At 68.2% G+C, this 20,767-nt stretch carries 11 protein-coding genes and 2 tRNA genes; 7 read left to right on the top strand and 6 right to left on the bottom strand.

All coding sequences use genetic code 11. From position 1 onward, the window contains the following. Window positions 1-165: 165 nt before the first annotated feature. From ACP3TD_RS04740 to ACP3TD_RS04725, 4 genes are all read right to left on the bottom strand, one after another. The gene (locus ACP3TD_RS04740) at window positions 166-3,039 is read right to left on the bottom strand and encodes a hypothetical protein (RefSeq protein WP_426765787.1); all 2,874 of its coding nucleotides are present in this window, start codon (window positions 3,037-3,039) and stop codon (window positions 166-168) included. Then, on the bottom strand, window positions 3,039-3,776 hold the full coding sequence (locus ACP3TD_RS04735) for an ABC transporter ATP-binding protein (RefSeq protein WP_426765786.1): 738 nt from the start codon (window positions 3,774-3,776) through the stop codon (window positions 3,039-3,041). Before ACP3TD_RS04735 ends, ACP3TD_RS04740 begins: the two co-directional genes overlap by 1 nt. Then, window positions 3,773-4,381 (bottom strand): PadR family transcriptional regulator, encoded by a 609-nt coding sequence (locus ACP3TD_RS04730; RefSeq protein ID WP_426765785.1) that lies wholly within the window; start codon window positions 4,379-4,381, stop codon window positions 3,773-3,775. Before ACP3TD_RS04730 ends, ACP3TD_RS04735 begins: the two co-directional genes overlap by 4 nt. 122 nt (window positions 4,382-4,503) lie before the next feature. Beyond that, window positions 4,504-5,487, bottom strand: a complete 984-nt coding sequence (locus ACP3TD_RS04725) for an NAD(P)H-quinone oxidoreductase (protein ID WP_426765784.1) — start codon at window positions 5,485-5,487, stop codon at window positions 4,504-4,506. A 108-nt stretch (window positions 5,488-5,595) separates the two neighbouring features. On the opposite strand from ACP3TD_RS04725, the gene ACP3TD_RS04720 reads away from it, so the two are divergent. The 3 genes from ACP3TD_RS04720 (at window position 5,596) to ACP3TD_RS04710 (ending at window position 11,587) form a co-directional block, all read left to right on the top strand. Continuing rightward, window positions 5,596-5,683: transfer RNA gene (locus ACP3TD_RS04720), tRNA-Ser, on the top strand. Between the two features lie 207 nt (window positions 5,684-5,890). Then, window positions 5,891-6,679: a VOC family protein gene (locus tag ACP3TD_RS04715; RefSeq protein WP_426765783.1), complete on the top strand. Its 789-nt coding sequence runs from the start codon at window positions 5,891-5,893 to the stop codon at window positions 6,677-6,679. A gap of 363 nt (window positions 6,680-7,042) precedes the next feature. After that, a complete protein-coding gene (locus ACP3TD_RS04710; protein ID WP_426765782.1) occupies window positions 7,043-11,587 on the top strand; it encodes an ExeM/NucH family extracellular endonuclease in 4,545 nt (1,514 codons plus the stop codon). 212 nt (window positions 11,588-11,799) lie between these two features. Here ACP3TD_RS04710 and ACP3TD_RS04705 read toward each other — a convergent pair whose 3' ends face one another. Further along, entirely contained in the window at window positions 11,800-13,755 is a 1,956-nt protein-coding gene (locus ACP3TD_RS04705; protein ID WP_426765781.1) for an FAD/NAD(P)-binding protein, read from the bottom strand. A gap of 87 nt (window positions 13,756-13,842) precedes the next feature. Between ACP3TD_RS04705 and ACP3TD_RS04700 the strand changes: the two genes are divergently transcribed. The 4 genes from ACP3TD_RS04700 (at window position 13,843) to ACP3TD_RS04685 (ending at window position 18,556) form a co-directional block, all read left to right on the top strand. Continuing rightward, window positions 13,843-16,155, top strand: coding sequence for a prolyl oligopeptidase family serine peptidase (locus tag ACP3TD_RS04700; protein ID WP_426765780.1), 2,313 nt, complete (start codon window positions 13,843-13,845; stop codon window positions 16,153-16,155). Between the two features lie 80 nt (window positions 16,156-16,235). Continuing rightward, a complete protein-coding gene (locus ACP3TD_RS04695) occupies window positions 16,236-16,769 on the top strand; it encodes a GNAT family N-acetyltransferase (protein ID WP_426765779.1) in 534 nt (177 codons plus the stop codon). 100 nt (window positions 16,770-16,869) lie between these two features. After that, a tRNA-Ser gene (locus tag ACP3TD_RS04690) sits at window positions 16,870-16,957 on the top strand. Window positions 16,958-17,074: 117 nt separating this feature from the next. Further along, window positions 17,075-18,556: an MFS transporter gene (locus ACP3TD_RS04685; RefSeq protein WP_426765778.1), complete on the top strand. Its 1,482-nt coding sequence runs from the start codon at window positions 17,075-17,077 to the stop codon at window positions 18,554-18,556. On the opposite strand, the gene ACP3TD_RS04680 is transcribed toward ACP3TD_RS04685, so the two are convergent. After that, a complete protein-coding gene (locus ACP3TD_RS04680) occupies window positions 18,480-20,717 on the bottom strand; it encodes a RecQ family ATP-dependent DNA helicase (RefSeq protein ID WP_426765777.1) in 2,238 nt (745 codons plus the stop codon). The two genes, ACP3TD_RS04685 and ACP3TD_RS04680, sit on opposite strands and share 77 nt — an antisense overlap. Between the last annotated feature and the right edge of the window lie 50 nt (window positions 20,718-20,767).

The raw sequence follows: 20,767 nt of genomic DNA, 5'->3' as shown, positions 1-20,767 counted from the left end.
GGTGCCCGGGGTTATGCGGCAGGCGGCAGGCAATCGGCGACGAACGACGGCGGACGGGCGGCCTGTGAATTCCACGTTAGGCTTCCTTGGCCCCGGCTAAAAGAGGCGCGCCGCGGGAATCGCTTGCGGCCACGCCCCGCGCAGCACACTCTCCGGGGAACAGGATCAGCTGCCGTGCGCCCTTCGGGTCATCGGCAGCGCAGACCTGGTGAAGGCCCAGGCCAGGGCTGATCCGGTCAGCGGGATGGCCACCACCATGGCCGCGAGGGGAAGCCAGGGTACCTCCAGCGATGAACGCATCTCCGTGGAAGCGACGATAAGCACCGCGGGAACCGTCCCGGCCACGGCCCCGAGCACAGCGCCAAGGCCTGAGGTAAAGAGCGCCTGGGACGCCGCCAGGGCCTTCCTCAGCCGCGGCGCCGCCCCCACACCTGCCAGCGTGGCATGGTCCGTCCGGGCATCGGCAAGGGCAAGCCCGGTGGTGATCCCGGCTGCGCTGAACGTGATCAGGGCGCTGATGGCCACGATCAGCCAGCCCATCCATGCCTGGTCTTTGGGGATCCCCGGTTCCACCCAGAATCCCAGGCCGGACTGGCCAACAGCACCCGCCACCGCACCGGTCACCGCGTCCACCTCGGCCGCCGAAGGGGACCGGCTGAGCTGGATGGCCAACCCGGCAGTTTTCGGCGCAAGGCCCAGGCGCCCGGCCGTGGCCGGCGAGACAATGCCGTAGTACGGCACGGCCACCGCAGGTTCCAGGATGACGGCATCCAGGACGGTGCTGGTGACAGCTTCGTGGACGATGGACCCGTCCGGCGACCCGCGCTGGGTGCGCACGTCCAGGCCCTGCAGCTCGGCTTTTCCGTCGCGGACAAAGGCGGGGTTGGTTACCACCATGGCCCCGGCGTCCAGCGCGGCGATGATGACCGCCCCGGCGTCGCGCCCGAACATGGCACGGATATCGTCGGCGCCGCCCACCAGGATGGACCGGTCCGATCCCTGGTCCGAGGCCATGGAGCCGCGGCACCGCCAGTCGTCCGGGTCCACGACGCGCCGTTGGGGCGTGACCGGACATTCCTGGCCTCGTGGCCGGGCCAGGGCGTAGAGGAGACAGTTGGACGTTTCAGTCGCCACGGGCGCGCCGGGATCCGCGCCGTCCCCAAAGCCACAGTTTTCCACCGGCGCTGGGGTAGTGACTGTCCTGGTCCAGGAGACGCTGTCCAGGGCGCCTGAGACGGCTGCCGAGAGCCGCTGCGGGTCGACGGTCACAGCTGGCGCGGCAGTGCCGTCCGCCAGCGGTGGCTGCGCGAGGCTGAGCGGCAAGTACGCCTGGTTCTCCAGTGCGCTCCAGGAATGCGACAGGCGCTGCCCTGCCAGCTGGCTGGATGACAGCACCAGAGCCGCACTTGCCAGGGTGGCGGCGGCAAGAACTGCCGCCACCGCAGGGACGGTCCGGCTCCGGTTCCTGGCGGAGTCCCGCGCCGCCATCCGCAGGGGCAGGGGCATGGCCCGGGTGCGGGATGTCAGGGCTGCGGTCAGCCATCCGGTCAGGAGCACCAGGGCCACCACCGCCAGGACCGCTCCCCCGGCCAGCATCGCGGAAACTGCGGCGGCCTGTTGTGCCCGCTGGTCGGGATCCTTGGCCGAGCTGCCCAGGGCCCAGCCTGCGGCAAGCAGCCCGGCGGCCGCCAGCAGCACAGCCGCCCCGGCGATCGTGCTCCGCCGTCCGCTTGCTGCCGGTGCCCGTCCGGATTTGAGCGCACCCAGGAGTGCCTGCCGGGCAACGAGGTTGGCTGGCGCCAGGGCGGCAAGGATGCAGGCTGCCAAGCCCATCAGCATGGCGAGGGAGGTCAGCAGCGGGTCCGGGTGGACTCCCGCCAGGCGGGCGGAACCGGTGGAACGGACCCACCAGACCACCCCGGCCGCAGCTGCCACGCCGGCAGCGGCGCCGGCCGTGACGGCCAGGGTCCCGAGCCAGAGGCCGCTCGCGGTGACCACTGCACGGATGGTGGGTGCTTCGGCTCCGGACGCCGCAAGAAGGGCGAGTTCACGCACCTGGTGCTTGGCCCCGACGGCGAACGCTGCCCCGGCCAAGAGCCCGACTTCCAGCAGGGCAAGGGCACCCACCACAGCGAAGGTGGCGTACGTGGCTACGGTTTCCGAGGGGACTCCGGCCGCCTTGGCCCCCGGCACTGTCACTTCGCCCGGCGGCGGCGGATCCAGCACCACGCTGCGGGACAGCACACCCACGCCCTTGCTGTTGGCCTCCCTGACCTGCTGCCAGGTCACCGGTTCCGGGCCTGTCACATAGTAGGAGACAGCCTGCGCGGCAGCGGGCCCCGGGACAAATCCTGCGGGCAACTGCCCGGACTGCAGGTACAGCGTGCTGTTGTTATCCGAGGCGTCCGCGTCGCGGATGGTGCCCACGGGGACGAAGGTCCCCGCCGACGTCCTAAATTCCTCGCCAAGTTCCACGTTGAACCGCTCGAGCAGCCCGCGTGAGGCAAGAACCTCTGCACCGTTTGCCGGTGCCCGGCCGTCCAGGAGGGTGAATTTTCCCTCGAAAGCCTCGTGGAGCGCGTCCACCTGCACGCCGTTCAGCGTGACCATCGCCTCCCCCACGGAAGTGGTCAGCTGCAGTTGCCGCAGCGGCAGCACCGCGTAGCCGGACGGGAGCAGCTTTTTCGGGTCTGTGGGAACGAACCCAGGGTCCAGCTCTCCGGTGCTGGAGCGCACGTAGGCGTCATTCATCGGATCCTGGATGGAGTCCCCATTGGGCGTCGGCAAAGCGACGAAGCGTGCCTGGGTGTTGCCCAGTTCGTACCGCACAATTTCCTGCGGTGTCCGCTGCGAACTCTGGTACAGGGTGCCTGCCGCAGTCATCCCGGCCACCGGCAGCATGATCAGCAGGACGATCAGGAAGGACCGGCCCCGGTGCCGGGCAATATCCCGCCGGGCCATCCGGACCGCGATGCGGAAGCTGCTGCGGCCAGCTCCAGGCGCCGCTGCCAGCTCCAGCGGCCGGTGCCGGTGGGGCATCAGAGGCCGGCCTGGGTCAGGAGGAACGTGGGATCGTGCATGGCCGCCGCCTGGTCCACAATCCGGCCGTCGCGCAGGAACACCACCCGGTCCGCCCAGGCTGCGTGCCGCGCTTCATGAGTGACCAGCATGACGGCGGAACCGGCGTCCGCGCGGGAGCGGAGGACCTCCATGACGCCATGGCCGGTGGTGGAGTCCAGCGCACCGGTGGGTTCGTCCGCCAGGATCAGCCGCCGCTGGCCCACGATGGCCCGCGCAATGGCGACGCGCTGCTGCTGGCCGCCGGACATCTGGTCCATGAAGCGGTCCGCGAGTTCCGGGATGCCCACCTGGCGGAGGGCGTCCAGTGCCTGCCGGCCCGCTTTCCTGGCTGCTGTCCCGTCCAGTTCCAGCGGAAGCGCCACGTTCTCGGCCGCGGTCAGTGTGGGAACCAGGTTGAAGTCCTGGAACACGTAGCCCACCGCACGCCGGCGCAGCCTGGCAAGGTCGTTGAGGCCGAGTCCGGCAAGCGGCGTCGACTCCACGAAGACACCGCCCGACGTCGGCCGGTCCAGTCCGCCGGCCAGCGCCAGCAGGGAGGATTTTCCCGAGCCGGAGGGGCCCATGACGGCGACGAACTCGCCCGCTGCGATGGTGAGGTCCACGTCCCTCAACGCGGCGACCGCCGTCGCGCCTTCCCCGAACGTCCTGCTCACCCTGGCCAGTTCAAGGACCTGCTGCGGCCCGCGGACGCTCACCGCCGGTTGTCCGCGTTGAGCGGGGCGGCGTCTTCCGTGACCCCGTTGGACGTTTTGCGCGCGGAACCCTGGCCGGCCGATTGTGCCTGCTGGACCATCCTGGCTTCGCAGAGATCCAGCCAGCGGACCTCGGCCTCGGTCTGGAAGATCAGGGAATCGAGCACCAGCAGCCAGGCGGTGTCTGCGGTGCGCTGGTTGGCGGCGGTGTCCCGGCGGGCCTTGGTGTAGTCCTGCAGTGCCCGGATGGATGCCACCCGCTGGGCCTGGATGATGGCCTGGACATCCACGCCGGGAAGGGTGACGGCGAGCGCCAGCTTGATGGCGAGTTCATTCCTGGGCGGGTTGTTCCGCTCCACGGGGGCGGCGAACCAGCCCTGTACTTCCGCGGCGCCCTCGGCGGTGATGCTGTAGACCACGTGGCCGCCGCCGTCGTCGCCTTCCCTGGCCACCAGGCCGTCGCGCTCCAGCCGGTCCAGGGTGGTGTAGACCTGCCCGATGTTCAGGGGCCAGGTGGCTCCCGTGCGGTTTTCGAACTCGACCCGCAGCTGGTAGCCGTAGCGCGGCTGGTCCTGCAGCAGGGCGAGGAGGCTGTGGCGTATGGACATGGTGCTCCCCCGGGCTTAGTCACTAACCGGTATGCACAGGCCCCCAAGACCTGTGCATACCGCGTATAGCTGAGCCTAGCCCGTGGATGCCGATCAAGCAATACTCAGTATCTATCCGGCGGTCACATCACCAGCAGGACCTTGCCTACATGGTCGCCGCTGTCGAAGTATTCGTGCGCTGCGCTGACCTGGTCAAGCGGGAACGTCTTGGCGACCAGGGGCTGGATCCTGCCGTCCGCCACCATCGGCCAGACGTGGTCCCTGACCTCGTTCAGGATGGCGCCTTTTTCGGCTACCGGCCTGGGGCGAAGAGCGGTGGCCACCACCGCGGCCCGCTTCCTAAGCAGTTCGCCAAGGTCCAGTTCACCCTTGGTGCCGCCCTGCAGGCCAATGACCACCAGGCGCCCGTATTCGGCGAGCGCCTCGACGTTTTGCTTCAGGTACTTGGCGCCCACCACATCGAGGATCACGTCGGCACCCTTGCCGCCGTTCTGCCGGCGGAGGCTTTCCGGGAAGTCCTCCTCCGCGTAGTTGATGGCGATGTCCGCACCCAGGAAGGCCTTGGCTGTGCTGACCTTCTCATCGGTGCCGGCCGTGGTGGCCACCTTCGCGCCGTAGGCTTTGGCCAGCTGAATGGCCATGGTGCCGATCCCGCCGGTGGCGCCATGGATGAGGACGGTTTCCCCGGCCTGCAGCTGGGCCGTCATGACCAGGTTCGAGTAGACCGTGGCAGCCACCTCCGGAAGAGATGCCGCCGTGACCAGGTCAACGCCGTCGGGCAGCCGCAGGACCTGCTCCGCGGGGACGGCAACCTGCTGCGCGTAGCCGCCGCCGGCGAGCAGCGCCACCACTTTGTCGCCCAGGGAGAACGGCTTCCTCACACCCGTACCAAACCCTGCGATGCGGCCGGAAACTTCCAACCCGGGGATCTCCGATGCGCCGGGCGGCGGCGGGTAGAACCCGCGGCGCTGCTGCACGTCAGCACGGTTCAGGCCGGCGGCCACGACGTCGATCAGCACCTCGCCGGGACCGGGCACCGGGGCCTCGACCTCGCGTACCTCGAGTACTTCCGGTCCTCCCGGTTCCGAAATGTAGACGGCTTTCATGGACCACTCCCTGTTCCTGACTCAATACCGGTCCAACCAGTGTGCACCGGGTATGCACTGCGGGCCTGTTTTGTTGCAGGCAAGTGCCTATGAAACACTACTCGTTGAGGAAGGTTGTCCGAGCGGCCGAAGGAGCTGGTCTTGAAAACCAGTGTGCGGTAACCCCGTACCAAGAGTTCGAATCTCTTACCTTCCGCGATCAGGACCCCCGCCCGCCGGCAAAACCGGCAGGCGGGGGTCCTTCGTTTAAGTCCGGACTTCGTTCCGTTGACCGGACCGGGGTGCGTTGGCGGCCTCCTGCGCGCAGGCCTCTTGAACGCTGTCAGTGCATGCACATAGGGTCAGGGTGACCGGCTTCCCCCACTTCCACACACCTTTCCGCACACTGCGACTGGAGACCGTTATGCCAAGCCCCATATCCACCCCCGGCGCCCCTTGCTGGATTGACCTCGTGACCTCCGATGTTGCCGCCGCCCGCTCGTTCTATGGAGAGCTCTTCGGATGGGAATTCGAAACGGGCGACCAGGAGAAGTACGGCGGCTATACCACCGCCAGGAAGAACGGTAAGACAGTTGCCGGGATCATGCAGAAGGATGCAAGCATGGCGGCCATGCCCGACATCTGGTCCACCTACCTGCGGACCGAGGACGCCGCGGCCACCGCCGAAGCCGTCGGCAGCCACGGCGGCCAGGTCTACATGCCTCCCATGGATGTTCCGGAGCAGGGCTTCATGGCAATCTTCGGGGATGCGTCCGGCGCCTCCATCGGCGTCTGGCAGCCCCGGGAGATGAAGGGCTACGAGGTGGTGGCCGAGCCCGGTTCCGCCGCCTGGCATGAATTGCACGCCAAGGACTACGACGCCGCCGTGCGGTTCTACCAGGAGGTCTTCGGCTGGGACACCGAAGTCATGAGTGACTCGCCGGAATTCCGCTACACCACCCTGGGATCGGGCATGTCCGCCCAGGCCGGGATCCTGGACGCTTCCGGATACCTCCCGGCCGAGGTGCCCTCGCACTGGCAGGTCTACTTCGCCGTGGCGGACACGGACGCCAGCATCGCCCAGGCCACCGCCATGGGCGCCACCGTCCTGGACGGCCCGGAGGACAGCGACTTCGGCCGGGTAGCCCGGCTCGCCGACCCCACCGGCGCCACCTTCAAAATCATCGCCAGCCAGGCACCGCAGGGCGGCTAGGCACCGGTTCCGGCGGCGCCGGACGGGAACAACACCCATAACACCAGACTGATACCGGCCGGGGCTTCTTGCTACCGGCCGGTATTGTTTGTGATGGCCGGCACATCCAGGTATCAGGTACCGGCCACCGCAATGGCATCACCCGCACGGGGCCACGGTCGCTCCGGAAGGGTGGACGGGCCGCTCCGCTGGGGAACGATCCGCCGAATGCACGCACTGGCCACTTTGCGTTCATTCAGTGCTGTTGGGATATGCCGGACAACCATTGACCAGGAGCAGGGTCCGGCCCCAGTCCGATCGGTACAACCCGGACATACTCCAATGGGTCCCCCACCGGGGACAATCTCATGAAAGTAAGAGCGGATGCATCAAACACCTTGGAAATTAGCGCTGGGCACAGCGTTGTCGGCGGGGCTCATCGCAGCCCCGTTGACGGCCCTGCCTGCGGTAGCGGACAGCACGGCCGCGGAGGTCTCAGCCGCGGCAGGCACATCGCCCGTTGTCATCAACGAGGCCTACCTGAGCGGCGGCAGCAGCGGCGCCGCCTATAAGAACAAGTTCGTGGAGCTTTACAACACCTCGGATGCCCCGGTGTCACTGGACGGCTGGTCGGTCCAGTACCGCGCCGCCGGCGGGACGGGCGCGCCTACCGGAGTTTCGGCACTGTCCGGTTCCATTCCGGCCAAGGGGTATTACCTGGTCCAGGGCGGGAGTAACGGTGCCAACGGCGCGGACCTCCCCAAGCCCGACCTGGTAGCCGGGGGACTGAACCCGAGCGGCTCTTCGGGGACCATCGTGCTCGCCAAGCAGCCCTCCGCCGTCGTACTTCCCACCGGCTCCGCGGTGGAATCCGCCGGCGTGGCCGACCTCCTGGGCTACGGCACCTCCAACACCTTTGAGACCCAGGCTGCTGCGGCACCTGCCGGAAACACCGATGTGAAGAGCCTCAACCGCACCGGCGGGACGGACAGCAACAACAACGCAGCCGATTTCAGCCTGAGCGCGACCATCACCCCGGTATCCTCCGGCGGAACCGCGCCGGACCCTGATCCGACGCCCACCCCCTCGCCTGATCCTGTGGCGAAGACCATCGCCGAGATCCAGGGCACCGGCACCGCCAGCCCGCTGGCCGGCACCGCCGTGACCACCCGGGGCAAGGTCACCGCAGCATTCCCCACCGGCGGCCTCAACGGCTACTACATCCAGACCCCCGGCACCGGCGGCGACCTCGCGGGCACCAACCACGCGGCCTCCGACGGCATCTTCGTCTACTCGCCCGCCACCGTTGGATCGGTCAAGGCCGGAGACTATGTCCAGGTGACCGGTACCGTGGCCGAGTACTACGGAATGACCCAGGTCAACGTCACCGCGGCAGCCGGGCTCACCCAGCTCACGGAGGCGGCGCCCGAGGTCAAGCCCACCATCTTCACCCTGCCCGCCACGGAGGCCTTCCGCGAGTCGCTCGAAGGCATGCTCCTGGCGCCCGAAGGGCCCCTGACGGTGACGGACAATTACAGCCTGAACCAATACGGCGAGATCGGGCTGGCCGGGGGTACCACTCCGCTGGTGCAGCCCACCGCCGTCGCGCCGTACGGCTCGGCCGGATACAGCGCCGCTGTTGCTGACAACGCCGCCCGCGGCATCAAGCTCGACGACGGCGCCAGCACCAACTTCCTCAAGGACGCCGCCACGAAGGCCGAGGTACTGCCGTACCTCACCACCACGGACCCGGTCCGCGTCGGCTCCCCCGCCACGTTCACCACCAACGTGGTACTCGGGTATGCCAACGATTCCTGGAAGCTGCAGCCGCTGACCCACCTGACCGAAGCCAACAAGGCAACGGTCCAGCCGGCCAGCTTCGGAGCCACCCGCACCGAAGCACCCGCAGCCGTGGGCGGCAACGTCAAGATCGCCTCGTTCAACGTGCTGAACTACTTCCCCACCACCGGGGACACCCTCTCCGGTTGCACCTATTACGGGGACCGCGCCGGCAACCCGATCACCGTCCGCGGCGGCTGCGACGCGCGCGGTGCCGCCAACGCCGAGAACTTCCAGCGGCAACAGGACAAGATCGTCGCCGCCATCACGAAGACCGGCGCCGATGTGGTCACGCTCATGGAGATCGAAAACTCGGCGCAGTTCGGCAAGGACCGGGATGACGCCCTCGCCAAGCTGGTGGAGTCGCTGAACATCCCCACGCCCGGCATCTGGGACTACGTCCGCTCACCCGCGAACGCACCCCCGCTGGCCGACGAGGACATGATCCGCACCGCATTCATCTACAAGAAGGCCGTTGCAGAACCGGTGGGTGAGTCCGTCATCCACAACGACACCACCGCCTTCGCCAGCGCCCGCAAGCCGCTGGCCCAGGTGTTCAAGCCCGTGGGCGGCGGCGCAGGCACCGAATTCATCGCTATCGCCAACCACTTCAAGTCCAAGGGTTCCGCCGCAACACCGGACGACACGGACAAGGGCCAGGGCAACTCCAACCTCGCCCGTACCGCCCAGGCCAAGTCCCTGCTGGACTTCGCCACCTCGCTGCAGCAGTCGAAGGGCACCGACAAGGTCTTCCTGATCGGTGACTTCAACTCCTACGGCAAGGAAGACCCCATCAACGTCCTGACGGCCGCCGGCTACGTCAACCAGGACGACAAGGCAAAGAACGCCGACGGTTCCGCCAAGCACTCGTACCTCTTCGGCGGCCTGGTGGGGTCCCTGGACCACATCCTGGCCTCCCCTGCGGCCAACGGCGTGGTGACCGGTGCGGACATCTGGAACATCAACTCAGTTGAATCAGTGGCCCTGGAATACAGCCGCTACAACAACAACGTCACCAACTACTACGCACCGGACCAGTTCCGCGCCAGCGACCACGACCCCGTCGTGGTCGGCCTGGACCTGAAGTCCGCACCCGCCAGCGTTGACCTGAACTTCCTGGGCATCAACGATTTCCACGGCCGGATCGACACCAACACCGTGCAGTTCGCCGGAACCATCGAGAAGCTGCGTGCAGCTGCCGCCCCCGGGGCAACAGCGTTCCTCTCCGCCGGCGACAACATCGGCGCGTCCCTGTTTGCCTCCGCCGTGGCCAAGGACCAGCCCACCATCGATGTGCTTAACGCCCTTGACCTGAAGGCCTCGGCAGTGGGCAACCACGAGTTCGACGGCGGCTGGCCGGACCTGCGCGACCGCGTTATCGCGGACGGCAGCAACGCCAAGTTCCCGTACCTCGGAGCGAACGTGTACCGGAAGGGCACCACGGAGCCCGTCCTGCCGGAGTACACGGTGCTGGACATGAATGGCATCAAGGTGGCCGTCATCGGCACCGTCACCCAGGAGGTCCCCTCCCTGGTGACACCCGCAGGTATCGCCGACCTCGAGTTCGGTGACCCGGTGGAGGCCATCAACCGGGCCGCGGCGAAGATCAAGGCAGGCAACCTCGCCGACGTCATCATCGTGGAAAACCACGACGGCGCCGGGTCCGGTGTGGTGGAAGGGTCCACGCTGGAGCAGGAAGTGGCAGCCGGCGGCCCGTTCGCCAAGCTGGTCACCGAAACCTCCGCGGACGTTGACGCCATCTTCACCGGCCACACGCACAAGGAATATGCCTGGGACGCCCCCGTCCCCGGCGTGCAGGGCAAGACCCGCCCCATCGTGCAGACCGGCAACTACGGCGAGAACGTGGGCCAGATCCAGCTGACGGTGGATACCGCCACCAAGGATGTCACCGGGTACAAGGCCGGTAACGTCAAACGCACCACTGACCCCGCGGCGGACCTGATCGCGGCCTACCCGCGCGTTGCAGCGGTGGACGGCATCGTGCAGAAGGCCCTGGCAGCCGCAGCCGAGGTGGGCAACCAGCCCGTCGGCTCGGTCACGAAGGACATCACCACCGCCTTCAGCACCGACGCCACCGGCACCGCGAAGCGCGACGACCGCGGCAGCGAGTCCACCCTGGGCAACCTGGTGGCCGACTCGCTGCTCGATTCGCTGAAGCCGGCCGAACTGGGCGGGGCCGAGATCGGCGTCGTGAACCCCGGCGGCCTCCGCAACGAGCTGTACTACGCTCCGGACGGAACCATCACCTACGCCGAAGCGAACGCCGTGCTGCCGTTCGTGAACAACCTCTGGACCACCTCCCTGACCGGAGCGCAGTTCAAGACCCTGCTGGAGCAGCAATGGCAGACCAACGCGGACGGCACGGTCCCCAGCCGCGCCTACCTGCAGCTGGGCCTGTCCAAGAACGTGAACTACACCTACGACGCCGACCGCGCCGCCGGTGACAGGATCACGTCAGTCCGGGTCAACGGTGAAGTGCTGGATCCTGCCAAGTCCTACCGGGTGGGCACGTTCAGCTTCCTGGCAACCGGCGGAGACAACTTCCGGGTCTTCACCCAGGGAGCCAATACACGGGACTCCGGACTCGTGGACCGGGACGCGTGGATCGGCTACCTGCAGAAGAGCAGCCCGGTGTCCCCGGACTTTGCCCGGCGTTCCGTGGCAGTCACCAACACCACCGCGGCCACGGTCAAGCCCGGCGAAACGGTCAACCTGGGGCTCTCCAAGCTGGACCTGACCTCGCTGGGCAGCCCGGTGAACACCGCACTGGCCGCCGTTTTCACCGATTCGGCCGGCAAGGCCACCCAGGTGGGAACCGTGCCGGTATCGGCAGGGTCTGCCACCGTCAGCCTTTCGGTTCCGGCAGGTGCTGCCGCCGGCACGGCAACGCTGGTGCTCACCGCGGCGGAGTCCGGAACGAAGGTGACGGTAGCGGTTCAGGTGGCAGCCACCACGCCGCTGCCGCCCGCGTGCACGGCACCCACCAAGCCGGCCAAGTGGTACGACGTCCTGGGCTGGATCCGCTACGGCATTGCCTGGCTCCAGTACCAGCAGTGCCTGCGCGGCTGATGCTGCGCCGGTAAGTCATAGAACGCAAAAAGGGTGTCCCTCCCGGCCACGTGGCCGGGAGGGACACCCTTTTTCATTGCGCGGAAATCCTGGACAGATAACGGTGACTTTCGCGCCGGTCAGCCCGCGGTCCGTGCCCAGGACCCCAGGGCACGACGGTTTCCGAGTACGTGGAATCCGGGCCGAATATTTCCCGGACGGAAGTCGCGCTGTTACGCGTTGCCCAGAATGGCCTGCGCGATTTCGTCGGCGTCCCGGAGGGTGCGCTGGCCACTGCGGTAGGCCGGGGTGCCCGGCTGGTGCGCCTCGGCGGCGATGGCGGTTCCCCACTGGGCGGACGAAAGCTGCAGGCCCAGCACGTACATCCCCTCGGTGACCGACCCGTTGGCGGCGAGGGGCCGGTACGGGTGCGGTTCGACGTCCAGGCCGGTGGACTGCACCGGAGCCCCCTCGGCGGTCATCATGTGCCTGGACCGGACCAGCCCGTCCTTGAGCAGCTGCTGCAGGAGCGGGGAGTCGTTGGCCGAGACCCGGTTGCCGGGCGCGAGGGCCTCCACCATGGTCCGGGCGGCGGCGGGCGGGCCCTCAACCCAGGGTGAGGCTGCGGTGAAGGTTCCGGCCTTGCGGTCAACGCCGAATTTCGGATCCGGACCCACAAAGCTGACGACGCCGGCCCTCGCCAGCGCTGCCAGCTGCTCCGAGCGCAGCGCAGGCGGCCCGCTGGCCAGCCCTTCCACGAACGACTCGAACCAGCCACGCAGGCCGGCGACCCAGGATTCGTCGGTGATACCGCCGTCGGCCACTGCCGTTTTGAGGACGGCGCGGCCGTGGTGCAGGGCACCGATGGCCATCTTCACGGGGTCATCCTCGCCGAGCGCGGAGCGGCGGGCGTCGTCGAGGAGGAACTCGACGACGGCGGCGTCCTGCTCGGCGCGCGACGCGAAAGTACGTCCCGCCAAAGGCGCGGCGAGCCCCGGAAGGTCCAGCCGGTGCCGCGGTCCCACGTGAATGGCCAGCACACTGTCCACGGCGTCCTCCCAGTTGGCGGCGCTGTGCGCGTGCGGGTGCAGGGCTTCCTCAAGGGCGGCCAGGAACGCTGCACTGTCCGGGACGGCGCCGGGCTGCGCGCGCACCAGCGTTGAGTAGTAGGCCCAAAGGGTGTCGCGGTGCAAGAGGGGCCAGAGGTCGTGGTCGAACCCCGGACGGATACCGGCAGCCTCGAACCGGTCCAGCGCCGCTTCCGTGAGGTAGCGGAGGGTGACCGAGGAAGCGTAATAGCCTTCCAGCGCCGCTTTGGCCCGGTAGGGGGCCCCCCGCCGGGAGGCGGCGATGATGAACGGTTCCTGGCCGGAGGGCTCATACTCCAGCCGCCCGGCCGGCCCGCCGGCAGTGAATTTGCCGCCGCGGCCCTCGGTCAGTTGGACCATCGTGTCGAAGAAGTTCAACCCCATGCCGCGTACCAGGACCGGTTCGCCGGCCGGAATTACTGCCCAGTCCACGTCCGCCGGAACGGCCGGCGGCAGGTACCTCAGGCCCAGCTGCCCCGCGGAGGCCAGCAGCTCGCGCTGTTCGGGGTTGAGCCTGGACGGGATGTGCCCGAGGGCCAGCACCACAGAATCCGCGCGGATCGCCGCCCCGGTGGCCAGGCCGACGTCGAACGTTCCGTCTCCCACCGGGTGCACCGACAGGGCGGACGTCTCGTGGAATTCGATGGTGACGCCGTCGGGCGCCCCGGCGAGCAGGTCCGCCAGCGTGGAGCGCAGGTACCGGCCGTAGATCGCACGGCTGGGGAAGTCATTGGACCCGAGCACTGCGAGTTCGGCGCGTTCATCCGCGGTGAGGGACGGGAGCGGATCCTGCTGTTGCCGTTCGCGCCAGCGGTCGAAGGTGGTCCCGGCGACGGCGGCAGGCAAGTCGGGATCCTCGGGAATCAGTGTGGGGTAGAAGGACTGGGTGTTCATCAGGAACAGCCGTGACTGCCCCGGCTGCCAGACGTGCCCCGGCCCCGCGGGGTAGGGGTCGATGACGTCGATGTGGAGCCGGACGGCGGAGCCGCCTCCCCGGTGTTCGGCCCGGTGGCTGGCGTGGGCGAGCAGGCGCTCCAGGACGCTGGTGCCCCTGGGGCCGGCACCGATGATGGCGGTCCGGGTGCTCTGCGTATTTTCCACGCCTTCCAGAGTACGGGCTTGCGTTGAAGAGGGAGGGCTGGCCGCTTGACTTGCCACCCCCGAGCGGATGTTGTTTGGATGGGGCGCATGACCACCACTGCAGCTGATTCAGCGTCCGGCCACGGCAACACCCCCACGGACGGCAGGCCTGCGGGCACCGGCCCCAACGGGCACGGCGGCCTGGGCGGCCCTGGCGGCCTCGCGCCGGAGCCAACCGACGAAAATGTGTGGCTCGAGGAGATCTACGGCGAAGAGCAGCTCGCCTGGGTCAAGGAGCAGAACTCACGCACGGAGGACCTCCTGGAGGACGCCGACTACGCCGGGCTCGAGGGCAGCATCCTGGAGGTGCTGGACTCCACCGACCGGATCGCCATGGTAGGCAAGCGCGGCGACTGGTACTACAACTTCTGGAAGGACCGGGACAACCCCAAGGGCCTGTGGCGCCGCACCACTTGGGAAAGCTACTGCACGGATTCCCCCGAGTGGGACGTCCTGCTGGACGTGGACGCCCTGGCCGCCGCCGAGGGCGAGGAGTGGGTGTTCCACGGCGCCACGTTCCTCCGGCCCGCCGCGGGTGAGCCTTACCGGCACGCTCTGCTGGCGCTCTCCCCCGACGGCGGCGACGCGAACCGGTACCGGGAGTTCGACGTCGAATCCCGCACGTTTATTGACCCGGCGGCGGGCGGTTTTGACCTGCCGACGGCGAAGGGCAACGTGTCCTGGCTGGACGCGGACACCCTCCTGGTCTCCTCCACGGCTGACGGGCTGCCGAGGACGGCGTCCTCCTACGCCCGGACCGGCGTCACCCTGAAACGCGGTGAAACCCTGGCCGGCGCACCCCGGCTGTTCGAGGTTCCCGAACAGCACATGATGGCCGTGGTGGCGCACGACTCCACCCCCGGTTTCGAGCGCACCTTCGCCGTGGACTACATCGACTTCTTCAACCGGACCAACCTGGTGCTGCGCGACGGTTCATGGGTGGCCATCGACGTTCCCACCGACGTCAACGTCAGCGCACACCGCGAATGGCTGCTGTTCCGCCCGCAGCGGGACTGGGCGCTGGATGGCACCACCTATCCGGCCGGCTCTTTGCTCGCCGCCAATTTCGAGGACTACCTGGCCGGAGCACGCGACCTCGTGGTGCTGTTCACGCCGGACGCCCACACATCCCTGCAGTCGTGGAGCTGGACGCGGAACTTCCTGCTCCTCAACCTGCTGAGGGACGTGTCCTCGGAAATCCGGGTGCTGGACCCGTCCCGCCCGGCGGACGCCGCAGACGGTTCCTTCGGGGACGGGTCCGCCTGGGCCTCCACGCTCCTGGATGCCTGCCCGCCGCTGCATGACGTCAACGCCTATGCCGTGGACGATGAGGATGAAGCAGCGGCCGACGGCGGTGCGGGCGACGACTTCTGGCTGATCGCCACCGGATTCACCACGCCCAGCACTCTGATGCGCGGCACGCTGGAACGCGGCCGCGACGATGCCGGGACGCCGGGCGTGGTGAGCCGACACACGGAGGTGAAGTCCTCGCCGTCGTTCTTCTCCGACGCCGAGTACGAGGTCCAGCAGCACTTCGCGGTCTCCGACGACGGCACCCGGGTCCCGTACTTCCAGGTCTCCTCCCACAACCTGCCCCTCGACGGCCAGAACCCCACCCAGCTCTCCGGCTACGGCGGCTTCGAGGTCTCCCGGACGCCCGCCTACAGCGGAACGGTGGGGCGGGCCTGGCTGGAGCGGCGGACCACCGGGCTGCCGGTCGACGGCGGGGAGGCGCCGCACTCGCGCGGCGGCGTCTATGTGGTGGCGAACATCCGCGGCGGAGGCGAATACGGGCCTGCATGGCACCGCGCCGCCCTGCAGGAAAACCGGCACAAAGCCTACGAGGACTTCGCCGCGGTGGCACGGGACCTGATCTCCCGCGGCGTCACTTCCCGCGAGCGCCTGGGCTGCGTGGGCGGCTCGAACGGCGGGCTGCTGGTGGGCAACATGCTGACCCGCTACCCCCACCTGTTCCGGGCCGTCTCCTGTGGCGTGCCGCTGCTGGACATGCGCCGGTACACCAAACTGTCCGCCGGGCACTCCTGGATCGCCGAATACGGGGACCCGGACGTGGCGGAGCAGTGGGAGTACATCCGGACCTTCTCCCCGTATCACCTGCTCAAGGACGGCGTCGAATACCCGGAAACGTTCATCTGGACGGCCACCTCGGACGACCGCGTGGGCCCGGTGCAAGCACGGAAGATGGCTGCCCGCATGCTCGCCATGGGCATACCCAACGTCTGGTTCCACGAAGCACTGGAGGGCGGCCACGCGGGAGCGTCGGACAACCGGCAGGCGGCAGCTTTGCAGGCCCGCAGCCAGCACTTCCTGTGGAAGGCGCTGGCGGGCGGAACGTCGTGACAGCGGTACCCGCGCCGGATGTGTCTGGGTCTGGTGCGTCTGGGCCTGGCGCGTCTGGGCCAGGAGTGCCTGGGCCTGCGGTGCCTCGGCCTGCGGCCTCGGTCCGCAGGGCTGTTGCCCCGGATGTGGAGCGGCTGGCGGACGTGCACATCCGTTGCTGGCAGGAAACCTACCGCGGGATGCTGTCCGACGCGTTCCTGGCGGCGGCCGACCGGGAGGGCCGGCTGGCGCTGTGGCGGCACCTGCTGGACCGACCGGACCCGGCCGAAGCGTGGGTTGCGTGCGACGGCGACACGGTAGTGGGCTTCGCCGGTATCCGTTCAGTTCCCCCACCGGAGTCCCCGGAAGGACACCCGCCGCCGGGGTCCGGTCCCTTGGAACTGTGGGGGCTGTACCTGTTGGCATCCCACCAAGGGCTTGGCCTTGGCGGGCAGCTGCTCGGCGCCGCCCTGGGCACCCAGGCTGCGAGCCTTTGGGTGGCCGCTGGCAACAGCCGGGCCATCGGCTTCTACCGGCGGTTCGGCTTCGAACCGGACGGCGTGGAGGACACTTTGTCGGACTGGGAGGACCTGCCCGAGATCAGGATGGTGCGCCCGGTCCAGCCCGCTGCCTAGGCTGACCGGCCCCGGCCAGCCTTCCGCCGTCGCGGGGCCGCAGCCGTTTTGCACTGCATGGCCGGATCTGCGTATCCTTGGTGGGCTAGGAATAGCAATTGGAGACGTGCCAGAGCGGCCGAATGGGCTTCACTGCTAATGAAGTGTGGGGCACAACTCCACCGGGGGTTCAAATCCCCCCGTCTCCGCGTTCGGCCCCGGTCCCTGGACCGGGGCCTTTTGCGTACCCGGAGATTGTTTCCTGAGGCAGTCCGGGGATCGGACGCACTCTGCTGGCGCAGGCTGCCTGATGGCAGGATAAGCGGATGGCAGTAAGAGATCGGGCCCACGCGCAGGGGGACGCCGCGCAGGTATGGAGCCCGCGGCTGGCCCTCCTGGTGGCAGCAACCTTCTTCATGGAGTTCCTCGACGGAACCATCCTCACCACTGCCATACCCAATATCTCAGCCGATTTCAGTGTTCCCGCGGCAGACGTCAACATCACCATGACGGCCTACCTGCTCACCGTCGCCGTCGGCATTCCCATCAGCGGCTGGCTGGCCGAACGCTTTGGGGCGCGAAGGATCTTCTGCCTGGCCGTTGCCATCTTCACCGTTGCTTCACTGGCCTGTGCCCTTAGCCAGGACCTCACCTCACTGACGCTGAGCCGCATCGCCCAGGGGGCCGGGGGCGCGATGATGGTTCCGGTGGGAACGCTGGTGGTGCTGCGCGGCACGCCTAAATCGGAGCTTTTGCGGGCCACGGCGTTCCTCGTCTGGCCCGGCCTGCTGGCGCCGGTCCTCGCACCCCTGGCGGGCGGTGTACTCACCACGTACCTGTCCTGGCACTGGATCTTCCTGATCAACCTCCCGCTGGGTCTGGCTGCCTTCCTTGCGGCCCTGCGCCTGGTCCCATCGTCTGCTGGAGACAAAGGGCGGCGGCTGGACTGGCCCGGGCTGTTCCTCACCACACTGGGCGTCGGTGCCCTGGTGGTTGGCCTTGAGCTGGCCAGCTCACACCCTGACGGCCCCTGGGCGGGTATCAGTGCGGCGGCAGGTGCAGCCTCCCTGCTCGCGGCCGTGTTCTGGATGCGCCGGGCCAGCAACCCCCTGTTCAACCTGGATGTGTTCCGGACCCGTACCTTCCGCGCGATGGCCACCGGCGGATTCGTTTACCGGCTGACCATCAGCTCGGTTCCCTTCCTGCTGCCCCTGATGTTCCAGGCCGGTTTCGGCTGGACCCCCATCCACGCGGGCATCATGGTGGCCGCCGTCTTCATCGGCAACATCGGTATCAAACCGGCCACCACTCCCCTGATCCGCCGCTTCGGGTTCAAGGCCATGCTGGTGTTCGCATCCCTCGCGTCAGCAGCCACTTTTGCAGTGTGCGCACTGCTGACCCCGGAGACTCCGCAGGTTCTGACGTTTGCCCTGCTGGTCTGCAGCGGGGCGTTCCGCTCCATCGGGTTCTCGTCCTACGCGTCGGTGCAATACGCCGATATCGTCCCCGCGCAGTTGACGTCGGCCAACACCGTTTCGGCAACGCTGGTCCAGCTCGCCACGGGTGCCGGGATCGCAGTGGCTGCCTTGCTGATCCGCATCTTCGACGGACTTGGCCCGTTTCCCCAGGACGATGCCGGCCCCTACCGCGGAGCCTTCCTGGCCATGGCAGTCCTGATGCTGGCCAGCACCGTGGACAGTGTCCTGCTCCCACGGCATGCGGGAGCAGCGGTCAGCCGGCCTGCGCCAGAACCAGCGGAAGCACAGCACCGGCCCCGGCCTGCCGAAGGGCACGCCCCGCGACAGTAAGGGTCCACCGGCTGTCCGCCAGGTCATCGATCAGCATCACGCTCTGTCCCTGGATGGAACCCAACGCAGCTTCGAGCTCGGGGCCAACCACCACCCGGTCCCAGACCCCCGCCAGCCGGTACGCGCTGTTGCCGCCGCGGCTTCCTGTGGGGCCGCCGTGGGCCAACTGCAGGGCACCGAGGTAGGGGATGCGGCCAATGTCCGAAATCCCACGGGCGAGGGATTCCACCAGCTGCGGTTTGCTGCGCGACGGGATGCTCACGATCGCGGCCGGCCGGCCACCACCGCTCCAGCCCGCCGTCCGGGAGTCACTTGTTCCCCACTCCCGCAGGACCTGAACGCAGGCCTGCAGCATGGCAGGGTCCACCGGACGGTCTTCCGCGCCGGCGGCGAAGATCGTCCGCAGGGCACCGCCCCAGCCAAGGTCGGTCAGCCTGGCCAGGACGCGGCCCTCTGACAGCGCCTCCGGCGGTTTGATCTTTCCCTTGACCGGAACGCCCAGCCGGTCCATCCCGCTGGGCCACTGCAGCCGCGGCTCAAGGACACCGCCTGCCCTGCTGAGCGTCTGCCCGGCCGCGTTCGTGGCATCAGCTGCGACGTCCGCTGGGAACCACTGCCCGGCACAGTTGTCGCACCGGCCGCAGGCATGGGCGGTCTCATCATCAAGGACTGACGTGATGTATTCCATCCGGCACCCGGCAGTGTCCTGGTAGATGATCATGGAGTCCTGTTCATCCACGCGGGCCTCGGCAATTCGCTGGTACCGCTCCGCGTCGTAGACCCACGGCCGCCCCGTGGACCGCCAGCCGCCGCCTACGCGTTCCACGGCTCCATCCACCGAGAGGACCTTGAGCAGCAACTCCAACGGGGTTCGGCGCAGGTCCACCCGTGCTTCCAGCGCCACCGTGGACACAGCACTCCCCGCCTCGGCGAGCGCAGTCAGGACAGCGGCAGCTTTCTCTTCCGACGGCATGGATGCGGTGGCGAAGTACTGCCAGATGTCGCGGTCCTCGGAGCCCGGCAACAGCAGGACGTCGGCGTTGGCGGCTCCACGGCCTGCACGGCCCACTTGCTGGTAGTAGGCAACCGGCGACGACGGCGCCCCGAGGTGGACCACGAACCCGAGGTCCGGTTTGTCGAAGCCCATGCCCAGTGCGGACGTGGCCACCAGGGCCTTGACCTGGTTGTCCTTGAGCAGCTGCTCGGCGCGTTCCCTGTCTGCGGGGTCGGTGCGGCCGGTGTAGGACAGCACTTCGTGGCCCGCCTCCGCCAGCAGCCGGGCGGTGTCCTCGGCGGCGGAAACGGTCAGGGTGTAGATGATGCCGCTGCCGGGCAGGTCCGCCAGATGGGTCAGCAGCCACCCGAGGCGCTGGCGGGCGTCGGGGAGCGTCAGGACGCCGAGCCGCAGCGAATCGCGGCCGAGGGCGCCGCGGATGGTCAGGACGCCGGCGCCGAGTTGCTCTTCGATGTCGTGGACCACGCGGGAGTTGGCGGTGGCCGTGGTGGCCAGCACCGGCACCGAATCCGGTAACTGCTCGATGAGGTCCGCGATTCGGCGGTAATCGGGACGGAAGTCGTGGCCCCAGTCCGAGATGCAATGGGCTTCATCGATGACCAGCAGTCCGGTGCGCCTGATCAGTTCCGGCAGCTGGTTTTCCCGGAAGGAGGGGTTGGTCAAACGTTCCGGCGAGACCAGGAGAACGTCCACCTGGTCCGCCGCAAGCTGTTCACGGACGGTGTCCCACTCCAGCTGGTTCGCCGAGTTAATGGCCACGGCCCGGACACCCGCCCTGGCGGCAGCCGCCACCTGGTCACGCATCAGGGCCAGCAACGGCGACACGATCAGGGTGGGCCCCGCCCCGCGGCGGCGCAGCAGGAGCGACGCCACGAAGTAGACAGCCGATTTGCCCCACCCGGTGCGCTGGACCACCAAAGTCCGCCGGCCGCCGTCGACCAGTGCCTCAATGGCCTCGTACTGGCCGTCGTGGAAATCTGCCCCGGGGTTTCCCACCAGCTCACGCAGCACCGCCAGCGCCTGGCTGTGGGTGCCGGTACCGGAACCGCCCGGAGGGGACGGCTGCGCAAAGGAAGCGGCAGCCCCAAAATCAGCGTCAGAATCAGTATCGGTTTGGGAAAGGGTGGCGTTCCGGTTATCGACCATTGATTCAGTATCCCAGCCGCCCCTGACAACCGGCTTCCGCCCAACGGTTA

It is taken from the genome of Pseudarthrobacter sp. 1G09, from assembly GCF_050038305.1.
In the GTDB taxonomy this organism is placed as follows: domain Bacteria; phylum Actinomycetota; class Actinomycetes; order Actinomycetales; family Micrococcaceae; genus Arthrobacter; species Arthrobacter equi.
Note: the sequence above shows the minus strand (reverse complement) of the source record. Positions and strands in the feature narration are given on the sequence as shown.

Bases quoted from the DNA above. Each gene is read 5' to 3' on its own strand.
- ACP3TD_RS04715 (WP_426765783.1), top strand. From the start codon at position 5,891: ATGCCAAGCCCCATATCCACCCCCGGCGCCCCTTGCTGGATTGACCTC.
- ACP3TD_RS04710 (WP_426765782.1), top strand. From the start codon at position 7,043: ATGCATCAAACACCTTGGAAATTAGCGCTGGGCACAGCGTTGTCGGCG.
- ACP3TD_RS04700 (WP_426765780.1), top strand. From the start codon at position 13,843: ATGACCACCACTGCAGCTGATTCAGCGTCCGGCCACGGCAACACCCCC.
- ACP3TD_RS04685 (WP_426765778.1), top strand. From the start codon at position 17,075: ATGGCAGTAAGAGATCGGGCCCACGCGCAGGGGGACGCCGCGCAGGTA.
- ACP3TD_RS04740 (WP_426765787.1), bottom strand. From the start codon at position 3,039: ATGCCCCACCGGCACCGGCCGCTGGAGCTGGCAGCGGCGCCTGGAGCT.
- ACP3TD_RS04725 (WP_426765784.1), bottom strand. From the start codon at position 5,487: ATGAAAGCCGTCTACATTTCGGAACCGGGAGGACCGGAAGTACTCGAG.
- ACP3TD_RS04730 (WP_426765785.1), bottom strand. From the start codon at position 4,381: ATGTCCATACGCCACAGCCTCCTCGCCCTGCTGCAGGACCAGCCGCGC.
- ACP3TD_RS04680 (WP_426765777.1), bottom strand. From the start codon at position 20,717: ATGGTCGATAACCGGAACGCCACCCTTTCCCAAACCGATACTGATTCT.